The organism is Paraburkholderia sp. SECH4 (assembly GCF_030511745.1).
Taxonomy (GTDB): domain Bacteria; phylum Pseudomonadota; class Gammaproteobacteria; order Burkholderiales; family Burkholderiaceae; genus Paraburkholderia; species Paraburkholderia madseniana.
On record NZ_JALOCP010000013.1, the window covers coordinates 1 to 24,998 of the forward strand.

Sequence of the window (24,998 nt, forward strand, 5' to 3'; positions counted from 1 at the left end):
GCTTCTACTCAACTTTGCGCCGCCATCTAATGACGCTTTTACACCGCCGCTAACATCTGCCGGACAGCGCAGCCCAGATGGCGGCAGACGTGCCTGCCGGCCCACCTCCAACTATCACGACGTCAGTGGCGGAAATCATGGGCAGTCCAAGTACCGGAGTCGTCCCGGGCGAGTACCAGGATCGGGTCGGCGAACATCAGGTGCAAGGAACCAAACTTGACGCGAACCTTCTTGAAGTCCTCGGGGTCAGTCGCCCCCCGGTCAGCATGGTCGATCATCACATACCGATAGGTATATCGTGGATCCATCCTTCGCCCGGTGGCCTTAAGCGCCTCTAAGAGATCGCTATCAGTAATGTCGGCTAACTGGAAGGAGAGAACGGACCAGATCAGTTTTTCCTCGTGCTTCGTGACGCCTAGGGCACTGTAGACCATGGCCATGGTGAGCGTTCTGGCGACGTAGTCCTCCATGGTCGTCTGGCCGATAACCGAGATATCGAAGCCCCGATTCAGGGCTGTCTCCACGTAGTCCCCGTAAGCCAGTGCCATGTAGTCGACAAACTTGTCGGCTTTATGGAGAGTGGGGCCTTTTACGCCGTCCCAGGGTGGTGCGGTTCCAAGCCCTATGACCTCGTCGGTCAGTGGGGTAGATGTCACGTAGTTCCGCCCGGGGGAAAAAGTACGCGTGATATCTGGCGCCGCGGCGGGCCAAAACGCGCTGAGAGCGGCGCACAGCTTGCTGTCCTCCATGAAGGGTGAACCAAGACCGTAGTTCGCGAGGAAGCTCACGCCCGGCTCGATAAGGGAGCCGGTGTCGTCCGAAGACGCTTCCGAACTGCGATCAAACGAAATGTCCCAGCCAGGAGCAAATACCCCAGCGGCGGAGTCAGGGAGCATGGACGCAGTCCGCAGGTCGGCAGAGACGATCCTGGTCGCGCACGCCTTGCCGGATCCAAATGCGCCAACAATAGCGGTCATCGTGTCGTCGTGAGGATCAAACCCCGCGCCGGACAGCTGCAGATTCGCGGCGATCCGTTGATCCGACAAAGCTTGGGGCAGGCCAGAACCAGAAGAATCCCACAGCAGGTGGAGGACTGAGGGGAGGACACATTGGGCAGTCCACTGCATCAAGGCCGTCTGATCGACAAAAGGGAAGAAGTGGGGTGTGGCCACGAGCGAGTAGGCAGGCAGGCGATTCGGGAGGTCTAGCGCGATCTGGCTGCACTCGACGTCAATCCACCCGTCGCCGGTATAGTCAACGTAATGGCGAGCCCTGTAACCCCCTTGCTGGATCAATTTGATGAGGTCGGGTGACTTGTTGAGGTCGACGAACTCTCCGTTGTCGTCAATCTTGTGGCGCGCATGTAGATACTCCGGTGCTGTCCGTGCCCCATTGGGACGTTCAATCAGGTTGAGGCTGGACTGATAGACGCCCCAAAGTCCATTGCCGTCGGCGGCAGGCGGGACTATGTATGTCAGTTGTTTGCCGTCGAACTCGGCCGGCTCGGCGAGAAGGTCGTGAGGGACCGGGCACAGCAGCCAACCGCCGTCGTCGGCCGAGGTGGAAAACTCCGCGATGCCGTCATGGAAGACGAACGGGGGCATGCTGAGCGATGGCTCCATCCAACCACCATTGTGTCCGCCAGACAGGAACCGCAGATGTGCACGGCGGATCTTCTCGTTGGTGTGCGACGCAGAAAGCCTTACCTCGATATCGCGGGCGCGTATGCAGCTATCTCCAGAGTAGAGCTTATGCAGCGGAATCCAGAACATCCGGTTTTCATCACCGGGGTCACTGCCGAGCAGCACGGAAAAGCTCACCGCAAGGCCGCCATCAAACTGGGCGTTGGCGGGCGTAGTTGGTTGATTTTCGGTCGGCGAAAGAAATCGCAACGGTCCGTATGTATCTTTGGAACCGGGTACCAGTGCGGCGATGAATGCGGCATAGCGACAGGGAAGCGTGCGAATCTGCGTACCGTCCCCATCGACAAAGGGCAAGAATCCCCGTGCCGAATCAAGATACTTTGCTGGGGACGTGCCTACTCTAGCTACCCCTGTTCGCGAGAACACTAGGTCGGCATGTCGTTGATGAACGGTGCCGACGGCATTCCGATATTCCAATGCAAAGACAACGATAGCAAGACGGGCTTCGCCGGCACGCACGCGAAGGTCTTCGATCGATGGCGGATCCAATGCGTACACATAGTTTTCGACTGCTTCGATCTCAGCCAGCGCTGGATAGCCATGTAGTGGTTCGCCAGCCTTGTTCCGTTTGGTGACCGAGGGCGAAGCAAAGGCGTGGTAGAGGAGGCTTCGAGCTGGCCAGCCAGGTTCTATCGCTTGTACGCCCTCAAGGGAGAAGTCCTCAAACCCGGGTACGCTGCGATCGATATCTGGGAGCCGCTTCGTGAGCTCACCGGCGAGATCCGCTGCGCAGACATTCAGGCCGTGATAAGCGAGCAGCTCTGACCAGCCTAGCGGTGCCAGACGTTGAAGCGCTGCGGCGACGGTCGCCAACAAGTTGTGGCCACCATTGTGCAACCCGTGGCTGGCGGCGTGAATAAAATCACCTCGATAGGCGCTCGGCATGCTCCACCTCCTTGACCAACACAATTCCGCTAGAACGAGACGCTTTAACTGGAGAAGGATGGAAGCCGCGCGCACCGCCACTTTGGCGGCCGGCCATCGTACCTATCCCCTATTTGTTGATGTACATAAACCTTGGCGCTACGGAAGTTGTCAATCGTGTTTGAAGAACTAGCAACGGACACTGATCGCTCAACAGTATCGCCACAGCCTCGAAGTCCACATGCCCGTTCAGGGAATCCAACGGATCGCCAATCCCGGACGACTTTGCTTCACGTTCTTCGACGGCGAATAGGCTGGTCAGCATCTCGAATCCTCGTGCAAGGCGTGCTTACATCACGCGCGATTGAGGGTTTTTGTACATCCCGTTGAGCTGCTTCTATCTCTAAAACCGGACGTTGTTGAGGGAGCAAGTGGTTGAACCCCTAGCGCAAAGCGTCCCGGTCAGCTACTAGTACATAAACACGATAGACGCGATGAAGGGCCTAGTTTGACCGACGGCTGAACAACGTCCATGGCGTTCTTCCGAAGTACAAGGTGTACTGTTGCGACCTACTATATATGCGCGCCGCAGAGGTGGCGACGAACACGGTCGCGGGGCGACTGTTGTTGAGCCTCGACATTCACGACAAGCAAAATAGGACACCAATAGACTGCGAGCCGCTAACAAACCTGAATGCGCTGATTGCTTTTCCGAGCCTCAATGATTCACGAGACTAGATGAAGCCAGTCTAGGTTCTCTTATGAACAATCAAAGAACAGAATTTGGAGATTTGTGTGCTGTTACGTACAGACTCGCGCTCAAAAACGGCGATCTGCGTATCTCAATAGCAAACGTTCACTAATGCCGCTCCGGAACAGATCGCGAACGTCCGCAAGAACGCGTTGGCATTGCGGTTAGGGGACGGACCGCACGAACTCGTCTACGCCCGCCCTCTGGGGGCGTCGCTCCGCGCAAGACGGGACCGACGACGCTGGCAAACTCGCGCTTACTGACGCAAGCGAGTCGAAGAATTTGAATGCCTGTCGTCGATTAACAAAGATTTTGCCATCTGTTGTTAACTCGAAATATTTTCTATTTCTCCCCCAGAGTGTCCCTAACGTTTTGTAAAAGTATGAGCCCACCACACGGACGGACCTCAGCCTTCAGAGTTTTCAAACCGAGTTGTTGCCAATCACCATAATTTTCGACCAGCAAATCTTTAGGCTGCGCTTGGCGGGCATATGCGGCCAGATTCGCTGCAATTTCGGCGCGGTCTCTTTTCAAATGTGATAACGCCGTAGCTCGTATTAGGTATGTGCAGTTTCCTCCCCCGCGCTTTGCCACCACATCAAATTCGCTATCGGAAGTCACGATCGGCGCGTCAGAGTCTTCCGCGAGTAGATCCACTGCGGCCTCTGGTTCGTTAGCCATATTCAATGCAAGCGCCAAATTTTGCCTTGCTAGCGCGTCGGGTAGCAGGTCAAATGCCTCCTGCATCAGGTTGCGAGCGCCTAGGCCGTCCTGAAGAATCAGCTTCGCAAATCCCGTGTTTGTCACTAATGAAACGTAACTCCGAAGCTCGGTCAGTAACTCAGGGCTGCCTTTGCTTTCATTGATCGCCTTATCGCCAAAGCGAGCTGCTTCGGCGGTGCGTCCTGCATTGGCTAGTGCGGCAACCTTATTGCCGTCCGTGGCTATGCTTCTTGATTTTTCTGACAATTTGCTATACGCGTAAATTGCTTTATCATAATCACCCGCATAGAGATACACATTTCCAATGTTTTGTTCAGCACTACGACGAAGGAGCGGCGTGGTCCATATGCTTTTATTATTTATTACCTCGCTATACAGACGGATCGCAGCGTCTCTATTTTGCTTGGCCAAATCTAAGGCTGCCTTATCATGCTCCACAGACAAAGCCTGGGCTAGCATTGAGTGCGCCTCCGCGTCTGCATGCAGACGTAGAGGATGGTTCAGCCACGTATCATCATCAATATTTGCCTCTAGCGACCTTATAAAAATGCGTGGAAGCGTCGAATTAACCTGTTTATTTTCGTGATTCCACTGGCGCCGTTCGTCGAAAACTCGCCTTACTATCTCGAGCTGCTCTGCAAACGTCGGATTTTTGTCCTTTAAATTCTTGATTGAGTCAATAATAATTTGCTGATCATCATTTTCCCCGCCTAGTAGCGTGGCGACTAGTTTAACGTAACTGGGAGGGCTATTGGTGCAAAGCATCCATGTTGCAGCCAAAGACGATAAGAGTGCAAGAATCAAAAATATGATCATTGTCCGCTTTTCCTGTAGCGTATGATCGCGAAGCAAAGCCCACATATTTTTTGGCGCATCGGAGACAGAGTCACCGGTTAGAAATGCATATAAATAAGATAGCCCCAGCACGATAACTGGTGGGATGGCAATTTTTAAGGAAGACAAAAAATCCCAAAGCGGCGTGAGTGCTGCGTCTGTCGAGTAGCGATATATCAGCGCGAAGATAATGAGTAATGTGAAGGCAGCAGCAAAACAACTGAGCTGCAGCGATGCCAGAACTAGATCGAGTTCACCTTTCCTCCAGCGTTCCAAAGGCCCATTCATCTCAATGCCTCGTGTTGTGCACCGTTAAGTTCGCATCAACTGTGCTTTCGCATGCTCGGTAACGGGAGGTAAATTAACTGCTGTTCGTGGCGCGGTATAGCTCGAATGTAGTCCTGTCGAGCGACAGTTTTTAATGTGCTTGTAAGTTCGCCTCGTACTCCGGCACGCACCACGCCATGCTGAGCCACCATAAAGCAATCATTCAATACCGACAACAGTTGAAACTAGGATAATCCATGGCATGACTATAGTAGCTCACTAGAAGGGCTTGGATTGCTGGCTTATAGCCAACGCGAACTATATAAGCGGTTAATGGCATGACTTGGAGACCGACAGGCTAGGCAGAGTATGTCTGGCAGACTTCTATGTGACGGAATAGCCACGTTGCAAGGTCGGGGGTCCGGTCGCTGAGTGGAACCGACACTCGAGTGTCAGCCTAAGAATCCACATGAACGGCAGGAGATGGCTGACTGCACGCGTCCGACCTGCGCACTGACGGAAAGCGGCCTTCCTCGATGAGCACAATATCAGACTCCGATCAACCAATTGGAGTCTGACATGGAAACTAGGCAAACTCGGGAGCCGTGGAACGCTTAGCTACGTCCACTATCAGCCTTCAATGAATTCGTTTCACTGTGATATTTCTGTTCACGCTGAACGAATGCCGTGACGCCACCTTCCATGATGTTTTGAATATCGTTTCGAACGAAGTTGTATTCAACCGGCCCGATATGGGGAACGGGTTCGCCAGTGGACGATAACGTTGACTCACGTAGGGCCAGGGAACCTCCCCGGTTTTCGAGTGTGAGAATCTGGTCAGCATCGCCGAGTACGGGTATGTTGGCGTTGTGAGACACAACAACGAGCTGTCTGCGCCATCTGCTGTCGCGTAATTCTCGTACGACCAGCTTCGAAATCCACTCGGAGTCGAGGTCGTCCTCGGGTTGATCCAGGACCAGGGGTTCGTTGCCGTGGTGGAGGACGAAGGCCAGCATTGCCGCCGTGCGCTGCCCGGGAGAACCTTCAGTGATCGGCTGCCAGTCAGTGTCGACGTCAGGTCTGCCGTCGTCACGCAGAAAATACATAGTTACAACGTCATCAGGAGTCTCCGTAGCGAGTCGGTGTCTGATTGTTTCCTCAAGCGATGCCAGTTTCTGGATGAACGCTTGCCGGCCCTTGTATTCTTCCTGCCACTTGGAAAAGTCGCCCGTAGCTAAAGCGCCACGCCACCGAGTCCAGCGCTCATCGCGCGTCGCATCGTTAGAAGACCATAGCTTGGTTGCCAGTTCAATCACATCGGCGTGAAACGCGTCGATACGGAATCCGCAAAGCGTCCGCATCGTATCCTGCCAGCGTGTGGTGTCGGCAAATGGCGAAATGGAAAATTTCAGTCGACCGCTACGCTCGTGTATCACGTCAAGAACCGCGGATCGACGCCTGCGGCGCTCCTCGAAAAGTAACTTGAGCTGCTCCGTTGCGCTGGCAACGCGCTGCTTTGCGTCAGGAATGAGCTTTTCCTTGGCCTCAAGAGCCTTGATGATTTCTCTGGTGGATCGAAGTTTGTCCTGGAGCTTCCCAAATTCGGCCGGTGACAGTCCCTTTCCCTTAAGCTCGTCCGTGTATGCTTGGAGGTCTTTCTCGGCCGCTGCGACGTCTATCATCCAAAGGGATTCGGGCTTTGAAATATCCCATTCAGCTTTCGCGTTCGTTGCGCTTTCGATTGCGCTGCGAACGCTGTCAAGCAGTGAAGCCTCAATAGCCTGCAAGGAGTCGGACAGATGCAAGAAGGCCGGGCCGAGGTCGCCGAGCGTGCTTGGAATTACGGGCCGCGTCAGGGCGGGTTCCCCAAGGGGATCAATATCGGGGACGGCGGCTCGTAGCGTATCGACTAGCTTTGTAAGCCTGCCTTCCATTTCGCGGAGCGTGAGCGCTTCTGCCCGCCGAGCATCGATTCGTGCCAGGCGAGCTTTGACTTCGGGTGCTGCAAAGGCGTTGACCTGTGTTTGAACGGTGGTGACTTGTTCCCTTAGCTGCTTCAACTGCCCGACGTCTTTTGCCAGTTCCAGGAACGCCCGTGTGGCTTGAGCCCAGTCCGAGCGGGCATCCTCTGTTCTACGATGCCAACTGCCGACTTTTTCACTTTCAGCGGCGCCGAGTCCGATATGCTCATCAAGCAAGGCAAGCAAACTGCGCGAAGGAAGGAATGGGTCTTCTTTATCGCCTGAAGCCCGTTCAAATAGTTCTTTTTGGCTGATGACGGTGACGGGGAAGTCGGTCCGAAGCATTTCAGATCGAACTGTTGTTGTGCTGCCATCTCCAGCTTCCCAGATGGCCTGCATTGTCTCCTGAGACTGAGGGAGCGCATATCGAGCCTGCAATTTTGCCCTTGGAAAGACGGTGTCAACGAACGCCTTTGCGTCCTCGCGCAGCCTAATTGGCAGACTCTCGGTAGTCGAGAAGAGTTGTCTGATAGCCGCTACGATGGTGGACTTACCGCTACCGCGGCCACCGATGATGACATTGAGGCCGTGGTGCAAAGGTAAGCGAAGGGGCGCCTTGGAGTTGCCCAGCGTCCCTCCTAGTTCGACGTCCTTGAGCCAGCCATGTCGTATGCGATTTGGATTTCCCTCAGGAAATTCCGTAAGTTTCGGCGACCAGTCACAAAGTACGCGCGACTCATGATCCAGAAACGCCTGGCGCAGGGCTTCGACGGATGGTTCCCCCATTCGGATCCAGCAGTAGCGCGTGCCAAGACTGTCAAGGTCGTAAGCGTCGGAAGTGGAAACAAACGCAATTGACTTGAGGCGTGGAAAGTTGCTCAGCCTTCGTCCCCTAAAGTTTGATCCAAACGACTCCTTTTCTGTAACGGAGCAGTCACCCGGGTCGACGGCTGAAAGTCGGGGGTGATGAAGAGACTTCCATCGAATGTCACCCTGAACCGTCTTGCCAGATACGATGCCGTTTTCGCTGAGAGCGTGCGGGGCGATGACGAGGTATCCGTCCGGTAGGTCGTCCAGAATCTGGATAACAGACTTCCTCGACGTGCCCGGCAGCCATTTGCCACCTTGTTCACGAAAGGGGCAGTGGTCGTGGGAGTCAAATCCGAGTTGACCATGGATGAGACGGTCAAAATCTTGGGATGTGCGGTGGGTATCCCCGATGACTATGAGATGAACTCCATCGAGGCCAGTATGAGAGGTTATTTCGCAGCCGGGGAATACAACTATCGAGTGTCTTTTGCCCGCAGCCACAACGTCATCTATCCATTCGCTGGAGTTGTGGTCGGCAAGTGCAATGACTTCAATGCCCCGGTCCCTCAGCTTGCCCATATAGAGATCGAGGAACGCCGCACGCTGGGTTAAGTCTTTGAAATCGAATGCGGATCCGCCGGGAAGCTTGAACTCCCACGACGGCGTGGCAACCTGTAGATCACATTTCCACCAGCGAGACTGGTCCATTGATTTTCTCGTCGTTCCGCTTGAACATCTTTCCGTACTGCAGGTCCCCACGGAATAATATCGCACGCTGATCTATTTGACTGCTCGCAATCGGATTTGGTGGCAAGCCCGTGGTCATGCACTTCTCAGTAGCGGAGGGTTTGGTCGAGTAGGTACATGACAGCCAAGGCACTTCGCACGTCCAGTACGAACTTTTGTACTTCATGTGGCGCATGCCGAGAACGCTGACGCGAAACGATACCTCGGCCGGAACAAGATCAACGTCGGAACGTCCATTTTGCGGCACCGTGAACGCCTAAAAAGGGTCGACTACGGCTGACCGCGCGGGGCGGTACGCTACCTACACAGCAACCTCTTCTTCGGCATGAGAGAGACGACTGTTGAAGAACTCCCACCGCTCGGCGAGTGCGGAGTGGTCCGGTCCACTGGTGCCGTTCGTAAACAGCGGCGCGCCCTCGAAAGAACCGTATCCCATCCCCAGCAGCGCGGGGTGCAATGAAATAGTCATCGTGGTGGGATTGATGGCCAGCAGTCCCAGGTCGAACAGCGTGTGCAGATCGCTTCGCAACAAGAGTCCATTGTGAACACCGTTTTCGCCGGTCCTAGCATACGGAGCGATGTGGGCCGCCTCCACGAGGCCAGGAAAGGCACACCGGCTTATCTGGCAGGCGTTTCCGTAGCGCAAGATGAGCCGATTCCGGAATTGCGGCTGCCCACGCCTGAGATTTACTTCACGCAGCACCCGTCGCCGTGCCTCAATAATCGATCGCGGCATCTCAACGTCGGTATCAATCTGCGCAGCAGTGTCGGGGTCGATAGCATCCGCATACTCAACGACAAGCCGGTGGCAACCGATATCGTCCAATAGTACTTCCTCGAACTTTGCGAGATCGAGTTCTTTGATCGACATCTGGTCGCTCGGCCGCATGACTGCGTCATTCAACTGCTGCAGCGTTAACGCGCGAGGTGCCGGACGAAAGGTCCCGCCGTAGTGCGCCTCGAACGTCTTGACGCTGACCGTTTCTCGCTTGGGCGCGTCGAACGCATGATGGTCCCGGCAGGCCCAACGTGGCTGCATCGTGACCCTTTCCTTGATTTGGCTGATACCGCAGACCGGACAGCGCAACCGCTGCTTTTCACCCTCACCTGTCAGGATCTTCTCAATTCTCGCGATACCCAGAATCTTGATCCGAGAACGCAAGACAATCACGTCTCCCTCTGACACCTGCCGATAATTTGAGACGTTACTGTCGTATCGGTAGACTGCTGACGGGTCGTCCTCATATCCGGCGTTTCCACCGTATTGCCGCATCCCGTTGATTGTGAGTAGTGACCATGCACGCGGACTTGCCACTATGCCCCCCGGCAGTAACTGACACTGCTGTCCGATGGGTGCATAGAACAACAAGGGAAATGCTTCAGGTCGCTAACTTGACAGGCAAAAGTGAATGTCATGGTCTAAATGCCCCGTTTTTTATTGAATCGAAGCGTGCCACATTCAAGTTCGGCAGGCAATGCGGGGGCCCGGAAACCAGCTCTGATGTACGACCAGTGCCGACCGTCGCCGTTCGCGACAGGTAAAGTGCGGCCACGAAGGGACTCTCGATCGTGAGGCGTATAGCTCTCGCGAAATTGTTCAGTTCCGTCATGCACTTGGTCTGCCGACCGGTGTCTTTTTCAGGCTTTGAATCAGGCGACTCAGTCGCGTATTTAGCCACCGGATGCCGGACATAGTCCGGCTGTGGGTCAGTCTGAAAACAACTCAACCACTAGGCAACCAGGGATAACCTTCGACGCGAAGCGCCACTCTCCCGTGCGAGCAGTTTTTTCACGTGCGGGGTCACGATGCGTGCCACTTCCTGCATGACGGGAACAACCACACTATTGCCGAACTGGCGATACGCTTGAGTATCACTCACAGGGATCACGAAGTCATCCGGAAAACCCATCAGTCGGGCGCACTCTCGCGGCGTTAAGCGGCGCGGTCGTTTGCCCGTGCCTTGCGAAATTAAGATCTCACTCCCATCTTTAAAATATCTTGCAGATAGTGTGCGCGTCACGCTGTCAGGCGGGGGGGGGGGGGGGGGGGGGGGGGGGGGGGGGGGGGGGGGGGGGGGGGGGGGGGTACGCCCATAGATTCGGAGTGAGGGTGTACTTGGGTTGCACTTTGCGGGACGCGTGGTCGAAGAAACGATCGTCGTCATGCTCCAGTATCGGCTCAGTCCCGTCGACCTTGTGCAGAATTGACGCAAGGCGTGGCCCTTTGGCTGGCAGGTGCAGATCGTCGAACGTAAATTCAGTCTTCTGGCGGAAGCCGACAATGACGATTCGCTCACGGTGTTGCGGCGTAAAGTGCTGGCCGTCGATGACCTTGTGATGTACCTCGTATTTGAGTTCGTGGCGCAGCACGGCGAGGATCGTCTTGAAGGTGTTACCTTTATCATGCGACAGCAGGTTCTTTACGTTCTCAAGCACGAACGCAGCTGGTCGTTTCGCAGCGATAATTCGGGCAACGTCATAGAAGAGTGTGCCTTGTGTCGTGCATTCAAAGCCGTGCGGGCGGCCGAGCGAATTTTTCTTGCTCACGCCTGCGATGCTGAAGGGTTGACAGGGAAACCCTGCTAGCAGCACGTCGTGTGATGGAACGGTATCTACGGCAAAGGACACGATGTCGCCGATGAACTGGTGGCTGTTGTCGCAATCGCGATAATTTTCTTGATAGGTCTTCTTCGAGAACTTGTTCCATTCGCTCGTGAAGACGCACCGCCCACCATGAGCTTCGAAGCCGCGGCGAATACCTCCGATCCCGGCAAAGAGGTCGACCAGGCGGAACTCGGGTTCACCCTCGATGGGCGCCTTGCGGGTCTTGGCTTCGAGCATCTCGCGCAGGGTTGCTTCGGCGATCACTGGGCAACTTCTATTAGCCTCCCAGCGACGGATAGTTCTGACGTTTTTCCCGCAGTGGGCGGCGATTTCGCCTTGGTTATAGAACTGCAACGTCTGCGTGAGCAGGTCGTGCGAATTGGCCGATCTCATGTTGCTCGTTCTCGCTGGGTATTTTGGCGGACATTTTGGCCGGTCGCCTTCCTCATGTCCAGGTTTTATTGGGCGCGACATGACGTGTCGCGGCATCTCGCTGTTCGCGCACCCGGTGTCGACGAAAGCTGCGCTCCAAGAGGGCGCATCGGTATTGCCCGTTATCGAGGACGGCGCCCCTAAGGTATTGCAGTAGCTGCGGGGCGCCTGAGGTCAGCGATGTAGCGGATATAGCGTGAGCGCCAGTCCTATGGGCCTGCCGCGATTTGCTCTGGCGTGCCTTTCAGGGCTCAATGCTTCCACCACCGGCTGAGCTTCGCTCCTCAGAGCAGTCCATTTTCACGATTGGTTGATGGACTCGTGCGATATTTTTTAGTGGCTTGATTTTCCAGCGAAAAGTTCGTGTCCATCGGGTATTGCTTGTGGGTGCGCTACCGTCCTTGTGATAACGCGCGGAGAGTGTGCGCGTGACGCTGTCGGGATAAGCCATGCCGAAGCCGAAGCCATTGCCCGCCGCGCGATGCTTCGCCGCGTAGTTTTGCAGATAGGTCCAGAGATTCGGGGTGAGCGTGTACTTCGGTTGCACGCGTTTGCTCGCGTGGTCGAAGAAACGATCGTGGTCCCACGGCAGCACGGGTTCGCTGCCGTCCGTGCGATGCAAGATCGAGCCGAGGCGCGGCCCGCTTTCCGGCAAACGCAGATCGTCCCAGGAAAACGACGTCTTGCCGCGAAAGCCGACGATGATGATGCGCTCCCGATGCTGCGGCGTGAAATGCTGACCGTCCACCACGCGGTAGTGCACTTCGTAACCGAGCTCGTCGCGCAGGGTCTGCAGGATCACGTCGAAGGTGCGGCCTTTGTCGTGCGAGAGCAGATTCTTCACGTTCTCCAGCAGGAATGCGGCGGGGCGCTTTGCCGCGATGATCCGCGCGACGTCGAAAAACAGCGTGCCCTGCGTCGTACATTCGAAGCCGTGCGGGCGGCCCAGCGCGTTTTTCTTGCTGACGCCGGCAATCGAGAACGGCTGGCACGGAAAGCCGCCGAGCAGCACGTCATGGCTCGGCACTTCTTCGGCGGGAAAGGAGACGATGTCGCCGATCAGCGCGTGGTCGCCGCCGGCAGGGTAGTTCTCGCGATAGGTCTTGTTGGAGAAATCGTTCCACTCGCTCGTGAAGACACAGTCGCCGCCGTGCGCCTCGAAACCCATGCGAATGCCGCCGATGCCGGCAAACAGATCGATGAAGCGGAATTGGGCGTCGCCGGTGCCCGCGCCGGCCTTTGTCCGGCCGCTACTGTGCAGCAGATCGCGCAAGGCCGGTTCGAGCATCGACGGGCACGGTGTTTCGCCTTTTTCCCAGCGACGTACCGTCTTGATGTCCTTACCGACGTGCGCGGCGATTTCGCGTTGAGTGAAGCGGGCGCGCGCCTGTCTGAGCAGGTCGAGCGGTGCGGCGAGGGTCACGGAGGTCCTTGCTGGGAATTTTTGCGGACATTATGACCTAAGGTCGTCCCTTTTTCCTATTTTCACTAAGTGTGAGCAGAAAATTTCCGGTAGTGCAAAGACCTTTTTTGCCTAAATGCGAATGTCACGGTTGGACGTGTAGGCTTACAGCGTGACGCGAAATCCCCGCGTTGCGACGTGTTCAGGCCGCGACAGGGTTCGCGGCCTTTTTTTAACGGGGAAGAGTAGGGCTGGCCGGCGCGGAAGACCGGCCATCAAGACTTGCAGCGCGTCAGATCAGATACGACGGCCGGCGGCGACTTGTAGCGGCTGGAACGGGGCGGCGATTGCCGCGGCCGGCGCAATCCATACTGGCGGGGGTTCGGTTTCGAACTGGTCCAATTGCAGCAGGAGGCTATCGACCGCGCACAGTTGCGCGTGGGACAGATTGCCGGTGTCGAGCAAATGGTACAGACGCTTGCGCCAGTAGGTAACCGGCAGAATCGGTCCACCCAGATCGCCTTGTAAAGACGGCCGCATCACGCGCCCAATATGCGCGACATCCTGGTCGACCAGCGCCGCGTGGGATGACCCCGTCAGCGTAGTGAGTGTGCGTTCCATATCCCCTCCATGGCACCTTTACGGCCGGCCCCAGCCGGACTTTAGGGCTTTTTTGAAATATTTTTCACGGCTGGCTCCATCGACCAAAACGGGCTGGCGGCGGGCGCGGGCACACCCGTTGCTGAATCGGAATACTGGCGTAATGACGCGCCGGCATTCTAGATATCGGAGCCAAACATGAACAAGGACCAGGTAAAGGGTGTAGGTGAGCAGATCAAGGGCAAGGTTAACGAAGTCGTCGGCAAGGCCACCAACAACCCGGGTAAGGAGCTTAAAGGCGACCTTCAACAAGGCGCCGGCAAGGTGCAAAAGGCCTATGGCGACGCTAAGGAAGACGCCAAGGACAATGCAAAGCGCAACGCGCCGTAATTCGGCTTGCGGTGTCGTTTGACGGGAAAAGGCGCTTCGGCGCCTTTTTTGTTTTGATGAGGCGTGGGTGGGTGCCGGGCTGTGGCTGTCGGACGCCAGGGCTTGGCCGCCGGGCGCGAGGCGCGACGCCGTTTTCGCCTGGGAGTAACCCGGGTTCGGCGCCGCGGACGCTCCGCGCGCTGTGCGCCGCCTTTAGACTTGGCGCATCCAACACGGAGGAGGCGCTTATGACACCCGAAAAAGTGCTTGCGATGTTCGAGCGGCAGTACCTGGAGGGCAAAGCACCCGTCGACCTCGAAACCACCTGTGCGAGTTTCGCCACCTGGCTGGCAGCGACGTGGGACCAACATGATGGCGAGCAGAAGACGCTGTTGTTGACGGTCGGCGCGGCCTTGTGGCGCGAAGGGTATGACCTGCGCGCCGGTACGGCCACCAAGGATTTGTGGTGAGTCTGAGTGCCTTCGTGCGGTTGGGCGGTGGGGAAAAGCGTCGCGTGGCAATGTTCGCGTTGGAGTGATTCGAGGCGACATGCATTGAGGCGCTCACGCACGCGTTGTGCCGAGTCGGTTTATATTTGGCGGTCGCGTGTTCGGGTCTCTCCTTTCGGTCTTCTGGTCGATCGCTGAATCCCGGGTCCCATTTTCAGCCGCAGCTCTCGCACAAGGGTTACACCATCACCATGACCGATCTCTCCACCTTCCCGATCACGAAGAAATGGCCTGCCGAGCATCCGGACCGGATTCAGCTATATTCGCTGCCGACGCCCAATGGCGTGAAGGTGTCGATCATGCTCGAAGAGACTGGTCTGGCCTATGAACCGCACCTCGTGCGCTTCGATACGAACGACCAGATGTCGGCGGCGTTTCTGTCGTTGAATCCGAACAACAAGATTCCGGCGATCATCGATCCGAACGGCCCCGACGGCAAGCCGCTGCCGCTGTTCGAATCCGGCGCGATTCTGATCTACCTGGCGGACAAGGCAGGCAAATTGATTCCGCAGGATGCCACTGGCCGTTATGAAGCGATCCAGTGGGTGATGTTCCAGATGGGCGGCATCGGCCCGATGTTTGGCCAGGTGGGTTTCTTCCACAAGTTCGCCGGCAAGGAATACGAAGACAAACGTCCGCGCGATCGTTATATCGCCGAGTCGAAGCGGCTGCTAGCGGTGCTGGATCAGCAGCTCGAAGGGCGCGACTGGATCCTGGGCGATAAGTACTCGATCGCCGATATCGCGACTTTCCCGTGGGTGCGTAATCTGATCGGGTTCTACGAAGCCGGGGATCTGGTCGGGATTGACGACTTTTCGAATGTGAAGCGGGTGCTGGCGGCGTTCGTTGCGCGTCCGGCGGTGGCAAGGGGATTGGATATTCCGAAGCGGCCTGCGTGATGGGGTGAGAGCGGTTTGTGCTGCGATGACTACACTGACCCAAGGTCGATCAAGGCAGCTCGGCCGGGTTGCCACCCATCGCTCGGTACAGGTCGCGCACGAACTCCTCGCTGACAACGTCCCACTCGGGTGAGGCATAGAGGACGTCTTCGGGATTCTTCTTGCCCTGTGCGTGGCGCAGTGTGCGCACGGTCAATTCGAGGGCCATCGCTTCTTCATATAGAGGGTGGCCAGGGCGGAGGCGGTCGTCGTTTTCCATGCCTGATTTTCGGCGTCCGCTGGGAATACTTTAGGTGTTGGAGTTCGATGCTTTTTTATATGTTGCATCGATTCCGTGGGTACGATCAGGCGAGTCCGGTTGTCACCGACCGGCTGAAGTCGACCCACAAGGGACCATCGATATTGCCCGGAGCGGCCAGAAATCAGCCATTCAACGTGGAGCGCGCTCGGCCCACCAGTGCCGACACCTGCCACGAAGTGCGGGTGCCATCCAGTCGAACGCCGATCTGCTAGGCACCAATTTGATAAGGGCGGGTCATGACTTCAAGCAAATGACCGTCAAGATCGTCGAAATACACTCCCCGGCCACCGTTGTGCTGATAGGTTTCGCCGACACGTCGTTTGCCGGGGTCTGCCCAGTACTGAAGACCTCGGTCACGAATACGAGAGAAGACCTCGTCGAATTCCTCTTCACTGATCAGAAATGCGTAGTGCTGACTGGAAATCTCGCTGTCGCTTTCGAAGAAGTCGAGCGAGACGTCATTTGCGAGCTGAACGACCAGCATCTGCCCAAACTCGATAGGGCTCGGCACCTGCAGGATGTCCATGAGGAACCGTGTCGATTTCCGCTTGTCGCGGCACCAGACGATAGTATGGTTTAGCTGTACGCTCATTTTGCGACCCTCACTGGTTGCGACCGAATGTCCGTTCTGGCCAGGAAAGGACTCTTGTCTCGCTATGGATGCAACATAGCCGAAGCCCGATAGCATTCAAGTGAAATCCAACTACGACCGGCGTGACGGCCGGACCTGTACCTCGACGAACTTCCGGAGTGGACGCCAGGCCGCCGGCCGTCCTCCGCGTGATCATTCACGACATGACGCGCCCGCCTGCTACATCCAGGGTCACGCCGGTGATCCAGGATGAGGCCATGGACAGTAGGAAAAGAGTCGCAGCGACGACATCTTCTGGATCACCCAGCCGACCCAGCGGGAAAGCGGGGATCATCTGTCGCTCGTGTTCGTCCGTGATGGCCTGCCGGGTTCGCTCCGTGAGGACCGCCGATGGCGAAACGCAGTTGACCCGGATGCCGTGCCGGCCGACCTCATGCGCCAGATGACGTGTGAGCATGATGACCCCGGCCTTGGCGGCGCCATAGCCGGCGGGTGCGCCGGCGGCAATCCTGCCACCTGCAGACGCCATGTTGACAATGCATCCGGAACCGCGCGCAATCATTGCGGGCAAGAAGCATTTCAAAGTGAAAAATGTAGACGTCAGATTGTTGTCAATACTTGAGCGCCAGTCTTGCTCTGTGATCTGCTCAAACGGCACCGGCCGACCGGTGCCGCCGCCGGCGAATGCCACGACGAAATCAGGTGCGCCAAGTTCAGCGTCGACGCGTACCCGCATCTCCTCAACCGAAGACAGTTGGGCACAGTTCGCGGGCGCAGCAATCGCTTTCCCTCCCGCGGCGCGCACGGCGTGCACGGTCGACAGAATCGCCGTTTCGTCGCGACCGTTGACGGCAACTTTCACGCCGTTCTTCGCAAGTGCCAGGCACGTTGCGGCTCCGATTCCACGTGAGCCGCCGGTGACGACAGCAACCTTTCCCTGAAGATCGGGAAACGTGGGGATGACTGACGGTGGTGTGGCCATGGTGGCATGCCTCCTGGTAGCGTTGATCGGACTCTAAAGCGGATGTAGACTAAAAACAAATCATGTGTTTTCGGTCTATACATAAATATTTTTATGTCTCAACTGCTTTACCTTCGAAGCTTTCTCAGCGTCTACCGGCACAACTCGATTTCGAAAGCTGCCGACGCACTCCATCTGACTCAACCCGCTGTGTCGCGACACATCAAGGTTCTGGAAAATCATCTGCAGTGCAAGCTGTTCGAGCGCCTGCCGCGCGGCCTGGCGTCGACACCGGCTGCCACCGAACTGGAGCGCCAAGTGGGATCCCACCTGGACGCGTTGCAAAGAGTCGTAGATTCAGCAGGCAGTAAGAATGCATCGCTGGAGGGCATCATTCATGCAGGATCAACCAGCGGCTTCGCAAAACTGATCTTCTCTGGCCTCGCGACCCTGCCGCAGTATGGAATCCGTCTCGACTTGCGCGCGGCACCGCCCCCTGTCCTGATGAAGGCTCTGGTCGACGGGGAACTGGATCTTGCCGTGACACCGGCACGAATTCCTCACAAGGCAGTCGAATACGATCTCCTGTACGAAGGCTCCTTAATACTGGTTTGTGCGCCACGCTGGCGCGAGCGATTGCTCCGGACAGGTGCGCCAGGTGGGGTGCCGCTCATCGAAGTCCAAGGTCCGCTACCTGCGCTGGCCAACTACTGGCGCGTGGCATTCGGGCGGAATCCGGACCTCCCCTCGGTCACCGTCCCGGACTATCAGGCAGCGCTCGACGCTGCCGCTGCAGGAACCGGACTGTCAGTCGTTCCCGAGTGCTTGTGCAGCGACATGCTGCAAACGGGTCAGTTGATCGGTCGAAATGCCAGAACCAAGGCTCGAATATCCCTCTACATAGCTCGCGGTAAAGGGAGCGCCGGAGTCGACCGGGTCGATGTGGGTCGTCAACTTCTTCTCGATGCAGCACGAAATTGGTAGCTCAGTAGTTGCACGGCCAATTTTTATCGTTGGACCTTTGCAATTACCGCTTCAACAGAGGCGCTTGTCCTTGCGACGAAGGTCCTATCCTTGCAATTCCGGCGAGCACCCTAACGCGTCTCGGAGGAGAATTTCGCGGATACGATCAGGTGGGTCCGGTCGGTGCGAAAGGCAGAGGGAGATTTGGCTTCGGCCGTTCTGTATTCTGCGGACGTGGGAAATGAAGGTGGCAAAAAAAAGTCCCACCAGGCAATGCCGGGCAGGGCTTTTTGAGGTGTCTGGATGTTGCTGATTGGTCCCCCCGACAGGAATCGAACCTGTATCTAGCGCTTAGGAGGCACTTGTTCTATCCATTGAACTACGGGGAGATAGATGTTTTCAATGGGACGACTGGCGCCTTGCTGCTATTGGCTTGAGCCTTGTCCCGTGGGCGTTTCCGGCCTTTCTGCTTCTTCCTAAATGAAGCGCCGTGACAGCCTGTGAACCCCAGTTTATAGCAGCCTCTGCTACAAATTGACCCTGTAGCGCTGAAAAGAGATCTGGCACTGCTACAGTTTCCGAGCGGGGTAAAACATGGCTTCAATCCTGCCAGTCGGCAGTCGCTGGCGTGCCCAGGTGCCCAGGTGCGCAAGCGAGGGCAGAGTATAGCAAAAACGTTCAAAACGAAAGGCGCCGCCGAAGCCCGGGCGCGGGAGAAAGAAGTAGAGATCGAGAACGGCCAGAATGCGGTCGACGCCGCCACCGTCAAGGTCGGCGAGCTCGTCAGGAAATATCGCAGAGCCCGCGCATTACCTCGCGCTGATGCGCGATCGCAAGCATCCCCGGCAGAAGATCGGCAACAACGAGTGGATTCCGCTGATCGGCGACGCGTTCGAAGTCATCATGCGGCAACCGCGTTACCCGGTGCCGCCGGAATACACCGAAAAGCGCAAGGCAGATCCGAAGACGCCGCCGCACAGGAACGACTACATTTTCCGGTTCGACAAGGGCACCGCGAGCAAGTACTTCAAGCAGGCCTGTGATGCCAAGGGATCTGAAGCCGCTCAAGCGCCTTATCGCCACCGTCCGTGCGAATCTCGTCAATAGCGAGCGTCGACGAGACAATCTTGTCTCGGATCAGCTTGCGAAGTGCCGCTGTCGTCCACACGGAGACCGTTGAGGCGAAGGTGCAGGTGCCTGTGCCGTGCATCGATTCCGTTCCGCCGACGCCTGTGTTCCTGTCCGATGCGGAATTGCTGGCCGCGCCAAACGGTTCGGCCGTCGACCGGCTCTGGCGGGATCATCTGCCGCGCAAGCAATGGGAGGGTCAGCTTGAGGCGCTGGTGGTCGCGTGCGTGGGTTTGAAGAAGTGAAAAAGAAGCCCGCCAGCGGACCAGCCGGCAGGCTGAAAGACTTTTTAAGGGAATGTGAGTTCGCCACAAACTCGCCCTCAAATAGTCCGAGGTGACGTGAATATAGGGCTACAGAAAGTCTGCAGGAAACAGGTTGCGGCGCAGGACAAAGTATTGGCGGAATGGATCAACAAAAAAATGGCCCATCAGAAACAGATAGGCCGAAACGTCCGTGGATCAGTCCGTGTGCGTGCAATCTACTCCCGCTGCCCGCGTCGACGCCGCGCATCGGCCTTGAACTTGACCGCGTCCGGGTTGGGGGCGTATCTAACCGAAGATAGGTACGCCGGAGGCGCTTTGAAGTTGCAGACCGGTTACGCAGCGGTCATCTCGGCGTTGGTGATTGCGGTGCCTACTCCGCTCGGTACCTCGCGCGGTACCTCTATTGGATAAATTCAAGCCGCGCGCCCGGCCCGAATTTGGCCGTACATCAGGCTGGCCTGCGAGCAATCATGTCCGCCACTTCGTCACACCACGCGATATAGGCCTGTTCCGCCAGCACCCCGCGGCGCGCCACCAGCAGCGGTCCAAGCTGACGCTCGGTCAGCATGGCCTGTCTTGCGAGAAAGAATTCAAGTTGGACCTGGTGGTCCGCACGCACCTCGCGGATTTGCTGCAACGCTGTGTCGCGCGGCAGCAAATCGAAGCACAACACCCGCAGTATCTGTTCGTCCTTGATGGCGGGGCGCGGCGAACCGTTAGCCACCCACGCCCTCAGCTTGTCGAGCCCAGCAGCGGTCATGCTGTAGATCGAGCGGTCCGGCCCGCGCGTTCCCGGCAGGCGCTCCGACTGGATGAGTTCATCCTTTTCCAGTTCGCGCAAAGCGGGGTAAACCGAGCTGTGCTCAACCGACCAGCAATGCTGGCCCACCATCTGCAGCCATTTGGTCAGTTCATAGCCGGAACGCGGCTCGTTATAGATACCGGCAAGAAGAACGTATTTCAGCGGCTTTTCCTTGCCTGCCGCGGTTTCCTTCAGATCACTCACTCGCATTGCTCCTGGATTGCGCCAACGCGCACACGGAATGACTATGTTTTTTTTGACATAGTAAAAACGACGTGTCACTATGTATTTTCCTACATACTTGATGTTATCAGGAAGGCCATGTCTCAAGAAACTATTCTCGTCACCGGCGCCGCCGGCAGCGTCGGTTCGACCGCGCGCGCGGCCATCGCCAACCTGCTGGAACAAGGCCATCGCGTACGCGCGATGGTGCGCAAGCTGGACGCGCGGGCCGACAGCCTGCGTGATATGGGTGCCGAGGTCGTGGTCGCCGACATGCTCGACATCGTCGCCGTGCGCGCAGCCATGCAAGGCTGCTCAGTGGTGTATTTCACGATGTCGGTTTCGCCCGAATACCTGGAAGCAGCCGCCACCGTCGCGGTCACAGCCAAAAGCTTGGGTGTGAAGGCCTTCGTCAATCTGTCGCAGATGACGCTGTCGCAGATGAGCGAGACAGAGACCACCGGCAGCCCGCAACAGAAGCAGCACTGGCTCGCAGAGCAGATGCTGCGTTGGTCCGGCCTGCCGGTGGTCTACCTGCGTCCAACTGCTTTCTTCGAAGGCTTGTTCCTGCCGGCGGCCAAGGGCATCCGCGACGACAACGCCATCCGCCTGCCGTTCGCTGACGGCAGGACCTCGCCGATCGCCGCCGCCGACGTGGGGGCTGCCGCCGCTGCTGTGCTGGCCAACCCACAGCCGCATATCGGCAAGGTCTACGAATTGACCGGCCCCCAGTCGCTGACGATGACTGAGCTCGCACAGGAATTCAGCAGCGCTCTGGGCCGCACAATCCAATACGTCAATGTGCCGCCGCAGATCTGGGAAGCGAAGCTGCGGGAGCTCCAACAGCCGGCGCATCTGGTCGCACACCTGGTCATCATGGCCCAGCTGCATCGCAACAACCGCTACGACCGCATGACCGACAACTTCCAGCAGTTGGTCGGCCGCGCGCCGATTTCCGCCGCCGAATTCGCTCGCCGCCACGCGGCCGCGTTCACCGCCGACTGATCCCCCTTTCTAACGGGAAACAACGATGGAATTCGTTCTCGCTTTTCAACAGCCGCCAAACGTCTATGAAACCTACGCCGATCTGCTCAAAGCGCAGCAAGTCTCGCTCGCGTGGAAACAGTACATGGGCGCCCTCGCGGCCGCCGGCGTCATGCGGGCCGGCACGCAACTCGATCCGCGTAACGCCAGCACGGTGCGGATGCGGGACGGCCAGCGCCAGGTCCAGGATGGCCCATCCCCGGACGCGCACGCACTGTTTGGCGGTTTTGTGGTGATCAATGTCGAGACGCTGGCAGAGGCTTTGAATTGGGCCGAACTTAGCCCCAGCTCATCGGCCGGATTCACGGAAGTGATCCCGGTCCTGCCGATCGCCCGCGCCTAGGTGCCGATAAGATCATGCCCGCTACTCTTGCCAATCAGGCTGAGAAGATTTCTTCTCAGCCTGCCAACCTGCCGGCCAACGAACTGCTCCATGGTCCGCTGTTGTCAAACTTGATCCGCCTTGCCTTGCCGACAGTCGCCGTGCTGTTCATGACGACCTTGCTAGGTGTTGCCGAGACCTATTTTGTCAGCTCACTGGGCCTGAAAGCGATCGCCGCAACATCGCTGGTGGTTCCCGTCATGATAATGATGACCACGGTAGCGAGTGCCGGCATCGGCGGCGGCGTGTCGTCGGCTATTGCCCGAGCCACCGGCGCCCGCCGCCAGGACGAGGCGGAAAGCCTGGCCTGGCATGCGGTGGTCATCGCCGTCGTAGCAGGCGGACTGTTCGCCCTTGTGCTGCTGCTGGCCGGCCCGGTGCTGTACCGCAGCCTTGGCGGCAGCGGGCCATCGTTGAACCAGGCCGTGCTCTACTCGAACATCCTGTTCGGAGGCGCGATCCCGTTCTGGATATTGTTGCTGCTGCAGGCATCGCTGCGCGGCGCCGGCAACGTCAAGGTGCCGGCGATGATCATACTGGGCGGCGCGGTCGCCGGCCTGATACTGTCACCGATGCTGATCAACGGCTGGCTGGGTGCGCCGCGCATGGGTGTGGCAGGCGCCGGCGTCGCCCAGGTCCTGTGCAATATTGCCGCGCTGGGTGTGGTGGTCGTCTACATGCGTTCGCCCTCGTCGACGTTGCGCCTGCGCCGCTATCGACTGCAGCGCAAGCATTTCAGTGCGATTCTCGGCGTCGGCTTGCTATCGGCGATCAATGCCGTCATGTCGGCCATGTCAGTCACCGCGCTGACCGCTGCGGCCGGTGCCGTGAGCGTTGCCGCCATCGCCGGTTACGGCATTGCATCCCGCCTCGACATGCTGCTGATACCGGTGATGTTCGGATTCGGCACTGCCGCGATCACGCTGGTGGGCACGAACCTGGGCGCAGGCAACGTGGCGCGTGCGCGACGCGCGGCGATCGTGAACGTACTGTTCGTTGCCAGCGTGGTTGGCCTGGTCGGACTCGTTGTCTCGCTCTTTCCGCTGCCCTGGATGGGCCTCTTTACCAGCGATAGCGCCGCTATGGCGGTCGGCGCACGGTATCTGCATGTGGTCGCGCCTTTCTATGCGGTGATCGGCGTGATTTTCGAACTCTACTTCGCAGGTCAGGGGGCACGCCGCATTTTCTGGCCGATGACCGCAAGCGTGGTGCGTTTCGTATTTGCGCTGGCCGCGATGGTGCTGGTCCTGCAGGGTTACGCGAGCCTGCACACAGCTTTCGTGATAGTGGCAGTCAGCATCGTCGTGGCGGCGACCATTAGCCTGCTTGGATTCCTGCGGACCCGCTGGGATCGTTAGGCATCAGTTGGAGTCTGCGACGCCTCAACTCTCACGCGCGTGGCTTCTACAAATATACCCGGTAGGTAAGCCGAACACATCGGCTTGCTGTCTGCTTATTCAAACGAAGAAACTCATCACGTCGACGATCCACTTCTGCTACAAGACTGTTTTGAAGCCCGAGCAGTTTGTCGCCGGCCTCACGGACTTCGGGCCTGATCGCTCGAAGCTCTTTGGCAATAGCGCCGATGAATACCCCAAGGTTCATCGGCGTGGCCCCTTTGAGGCCGACGTCACAGAGGGCTCGGGCGGTATCTGGGAACGCCTGCACTACGACTGGTCCGACCCCGACTGTGTCGTAATGAAGACAACCGACTCCAACGTGTGGGGAGGTCGGGCCATACCTACACATTTACGCGTCTGCCCTACGGGACGACTGCGCTGGACGCGGTCGTTGTTCGCGAAGGCAAGAACATCAAGGGACGGGTGCTCAGGTCCGTGCTCGGAACCATCGTCAGACACGTTCTGGAAAAAGTCTTTGCAGACAGTATCAAGGCCATTGAAGCCCGGCACGGTGCGGCAAGAAAAGAATGCGCGTCTTGTGCCAGCTAATCCTCACGTGCAGGCGGCGACCTGGGCAATCCGCCGCACAGCCCAAGTGCTTGCGGGAAGCCGACGATGTTGAGGTCGCGACCCCGGCGGCACCGATCGTTAGCGGAGATCGCGCAACCCTCACCTTCTGAAGTCCGACGACTGCTTGCAGAGTGGAGCAGACCTCTGAACGTCCGGCGGCCGGTACGGGCGAATGGCGACGTGTGGCCGATTGTCGTCGGATGAACGCGCGAGCAGGGACTGCGCGATAGTCAGCGCAATGGGCTAGGAGGGGAAGTTTCGCGTGCCACAGATTTTGCTACAGCAATGGTAGCAATCCCTATCTGACAGGCGTTGCGCCTGTCATTCCACCCGCTCAACTACGGGCAGAGGACCGAACCAAAATAATCGCTGCGATCCCGCCGACGAACAATCCGGGCAGGGGCCAGGCGAGTCCAAATTCGCCAGCGAGCGCGGAGGATATCAAACACGCCTATCCACGAGGAGGGCTGCAAAGCCCGTCCCACAAAGCAAACGGCCCAGCGGGCATCACCCACTGGGCCGCGCGAACCGCCCGGCGCACTACATCAAGCAGCACGCCCCCGGCTCAATCGAGCTCGCTCAGAATTCCACCACCGCAAACTCCGCCTTGCCTACATCGCACAGCGGGCAGCGCCAGTCGTCCGGAATCGCGGCGAAGCGCGTGCCCGGGGCGATGCCTTCTTCGGGAAGGCCTTCTTCTTCGTTGTAGATCCAGCCGCAAATCAGGCAGACCCAGCTCTTATATTCAATCAGTTCAATTACTTCGCTCACGACGTACTCTTCTTTGGTTCGGTGCATTGATCCGCCCAGTCTGCCCCTTTTTTGGGCATGGCGGCGACTCGCAATATTACCGGAATTTGTCAATTGGACAGTTATTTACCCATGCGGCATC

The 24,998-nt window shown here is 57.7% G+C and carries 20 protein-coding genes, 1 tRNA gene and 1 pseudogene; 9 read left to right on the top strand and 13 right to left on the bottom strand.

The features are described 5' to 3' along the window. Positions 1 to 122: 122 nt before the first annotated feature. From M0D67_RS18795 to M0D67_RS18825, 7 genes and pseudogenes are all read right to left on the bottom strand, one after another. Positions 123 to 2,588, bottom strand: a complete 2,466-nt coding sequence (locus M0D67_RS18795) for a hypothetical protein (protein WP_266239366.1) — start codon at positions 2,586 to 2,588, stop codon at positions 123 to 125. Positions 2,589 to 3,660: 1,072 nt separating this feature from the next. After that, positions 3,661 to 5,163: a lipopolysaccharide assembly protein LapB gene (locus M0D67_RS18800; protein ID WP_266239367.1), complete on the bottom strand. Its 1,503-nt coding sequence runs from the start codon at positions 5,161 to 5,163 to the stop codon at positions 3,661 to 3,663. Positions 5,164 to 5,756: 593 nt separating this feature from the next. Next, positions 5,757 to 8,621 carry a TrlF family AAA-like ATPase gene (locus M0D67_RS18805; protein WP_266239368.1) on the bottom strand — a complete coding sequence of 955 codons (2,865 nt, stop codon included), beginning with the start codon at positions 8,619 to 8,621 and terminating at the stop codon, positions 5,757 to 5,759. Between the two features lie 340 nt (positions 8,622 to 8,961). Continuing rightward, complete coding sequence (locus tag M0D67_RS18810) at positions 8,962 to 9,822, bottom strand: HNH endonuclease (protein WP_266239369.1); 861 nt, start codon at positions 9,820 to 9,822, stop codon at positions 8,962 to 8,964. Positions 9,823 to 10,390: 568 nt separating this feature from the next. Beyond that, positions 10,391 to 11,657: pseudogene (gene dcm / locus M0D67_RS18815) on the bottom strand (DNA (cytosine-5-)-methyltransferase). Between the two features lie 283 nt (positions 11,658 to 11,940). Then, a complete protein-coding gene (dcm, locus tag M0D67_RS18820) occupies positions 11,941 to 13,119 on the bottom strand; it encodes a DNA (cytosine-5-)-methyltransferase (RefSeq protein ID WP_302273498.1) in 1,179 nt (392 codons plus the stop codon). 276 nt (positions 13,120 to 13,395) lie between these two features. Continuing rightward, positions 13,396 to 13,719, bottom strand: coding sequence for a hypothetical protein (locus M0D67_RS18825; protein ID WP_266239370.1), 324 nt, complete (start codon positions 13,717 to 13,719; stop codon positions 13,396 to 13,398). 177 nt (positions 13,720 to 13,896) lie between these two features. On the opposite strand from M0D67_RS18825, the gene M0D67_RS18830 reads away from it, so the two are divergent. From M0D67_RS18830 to M0D67_RS18840, 3 genes are all read left to right on the top strand, one after another. Then, a complete protein-coding gene (locus tag M0D67_RS18830) occupies positions 13,897 to 14,088 on the top strand; it encodes a CsbD family protein (RefSeq protein ID WP_154558966.1) in 192 nt (63 codons plus the stop codon). Positions 14,089 to 14,315: 227 nt separating this feature from the next. After that, positions 14,316 to 14,537 (top strand): hypothetical protein, encoded by a 222-nt coding sequence (locus M0D67_RS18835; protein WP_266239371.1) that lies wholly within the window; start codon positions 14,316 to 14,318, stop codon positions 14,535 to 14,537. A 230-nt stretch (positions 14,538 to 14,767) separates the two neighbouring features. Continuing rightward, positions 14,768 to 15,475: a glutathione binding-like protein gene (locus tag M0D67_RS18840; protein WP_266239372.1), complete on the top strand. Its 708-nt coding sequence runs from the start codon at positions 14,768 to 14,770 to the stop codon at positions 15,473 to 15,475. A 49-nt stretch (positions 15,476 to 15,524) separates the two neighbouring features. On the opposite strand, the gene M0D67_RS18845 is transcribed toward M0D67_RS18840, so the two are convergent. From M0D67_RS18845 to M0D67_RS18855, 3 genes are all read right to left on the bottom strand, one after another. Further along, complete coding sequence (locus M0D67_RS18845; RefSeq protein WP_154558969.1) at positions 15,525 to 15,734, bottom strand: hypothetical protein; 210 nt, start codon at positions 15,732 to 15,734, stop codon at positions 15,525 to 15,527. 250 nt (positions 15,735 to 15,984) lie between these two features. Next, positions 15,985 to 16,368 carry a VOC family protein gene (locus M0D67_RS18850; protein ID WP_266239373.1) on the bottom strand — a complete coding sequence of 128 codons (384 nt, stop codon included), beginning with the start codon at positions 16,366 to 16,368 and terminating at the stop codon, positions 15,985 to 15,987. A 196-nt stretch (positions 16,369 to 16,564) separates the two neighbouring features. Further along, entirely contained in the window at positions 16,565 to 17,350 is a 786-nt protein-coding gene (locus M0D67_RS18855) for an SDR family NAD(P)-dependent oxidoreductase (RefSeq protein WP_154558971.1), read from the bottom strand. 93 nt (positions 17,351 to 17,443) lie between these two features. Here M0D67_RS18855 and M0D67_RS18860 point away from each other — a divergent pair, with 93 nt between their 5' ends. Beyond that, on the top strand, positions 17,444 to 18,313 hold the full coding sequence (locus tag M0D67_RS18860) for a LysR family transcriptional regulator (RefSeq protein ID WP_266239374.1): 870 nt from the start codon (positions 17,444 to 17,446) through the stop codon (positions 18,311 to 18,313). 293 nt (positions 18,314 to 18,606) lie between these two features. Here the strand turns inward: M0D67_RS18860 and M0D67_RS18865 are convergent. Then, positions 18,607 to 18,681, bottom strand: a tRNA-Arg gene (locus M0D67_RS18865). A 355-nt stretch (positions 18,682 to 19,036) separates the two neighbouring features. On the opposite strand from M0D67_RS18865, the gene M0D67_RS18870 reads away from it, so the two are divergent. Both M0D67_RS18870 and M0D67_RS18875 read left to right on the top strand, forming a co-directional pair. Beyond that, complete coding sequence (locus M0D67_RS18870; protein ID WP_266239375.1) at positions 19,037 to 19,399, top strand: hypothetical protein; 363 nt, start codon at positions 19,037 to 19,039, stop codon at positions 19,397 to 19,399. A 20-nt stretch (positions 19,400 to 19,419) separates the two neighbouring features. Continuing rightward, positions 19,420 to 19,665, top strand: coding sequence for a hypothetical protein (locus tag M0D67_RS18875; protein ID WP_266239376.1), 246 nt, complete (start codon positions 19,420 to 19,422; stop codon positions 19,663 to 19,665). 469 nt (positions 19,666 to 20,134) lie between these two features. On the opposite strand, the gene M0D67_RS18880 is transcribed toward M0D67_RS18875, so the two are convergent. Further along, entirely contained in the window at positions 20,135 to 20,902 is a 768-nt protein-coding gene (locus M0D67_RS18880; protein ID WP_266239377.1) for a PadR family transcriptional regulator, read from the bottom strand. On the opposite strand from M0D67_RS18880, the gene M0D67_RS18885 reads away from it, so the two are divergent. From M0D67_RS18885 to M0D67_RS18895, 3 genes are read left to right on the top strand one after another with little or no spacing between them, the layout of a single operon-like run. Beyond that, complete coding sequence (locus M0D67_RS18885) at positions 20,810 to 21,715, top strand: NAD(P)H-binding protein (RefSeq protein ID WP_266239378.1); 906 nt, start codon at positions 20,810 to 20,812, stop codon at positions 21,713 to 21,715. The genes M0D67_RS18880 and M0D67_RS18885 overlap by 93 nt on opposite strands. A 25-nt stretch (positions 21,716 to 21,740) precedes the next feature. Further along, positions 21,741 to 22,097, top strand: a complete 357-nt coding sequence (locus tag M0D67_RS18890; RefSeq protein WP_266239379.1) for a YciI family protein — start codon at positions 21,741 to 21,743, stop codon at positions 22,095 to 22,097. 14 nt (positions 22,098 to 22,111) lie between these two features. After that, positions 22,112 to 23,494, top strand: coding sequence for an MATE family efflux transporter (locus M0D67_RS18895; protein ID WP_266239380.1), 1,383 nt, complete (start codon positions 22,112 to 22,114; stop codon positions 23,492 to 23,494). Between the two features lie 1,191 nt (positions 23,495 to 24,685). Here the strand turns inward: M0D67_RS18895 and M0D67_RS18900 are convergent. Beyond that, positions 24,686 to 24,877, bottom strand: a complete 192-nt coding sequence (locus tag M0D67_RS18900) for a rubredoxin (protein WP_097391768.1) — start codon at positions 24,875 to 24,877, stop codon at positions 24,686 to 24,688. Between the last annotated feature and the right edge of the window lie 121 nt (positions 24,878 to 24,998).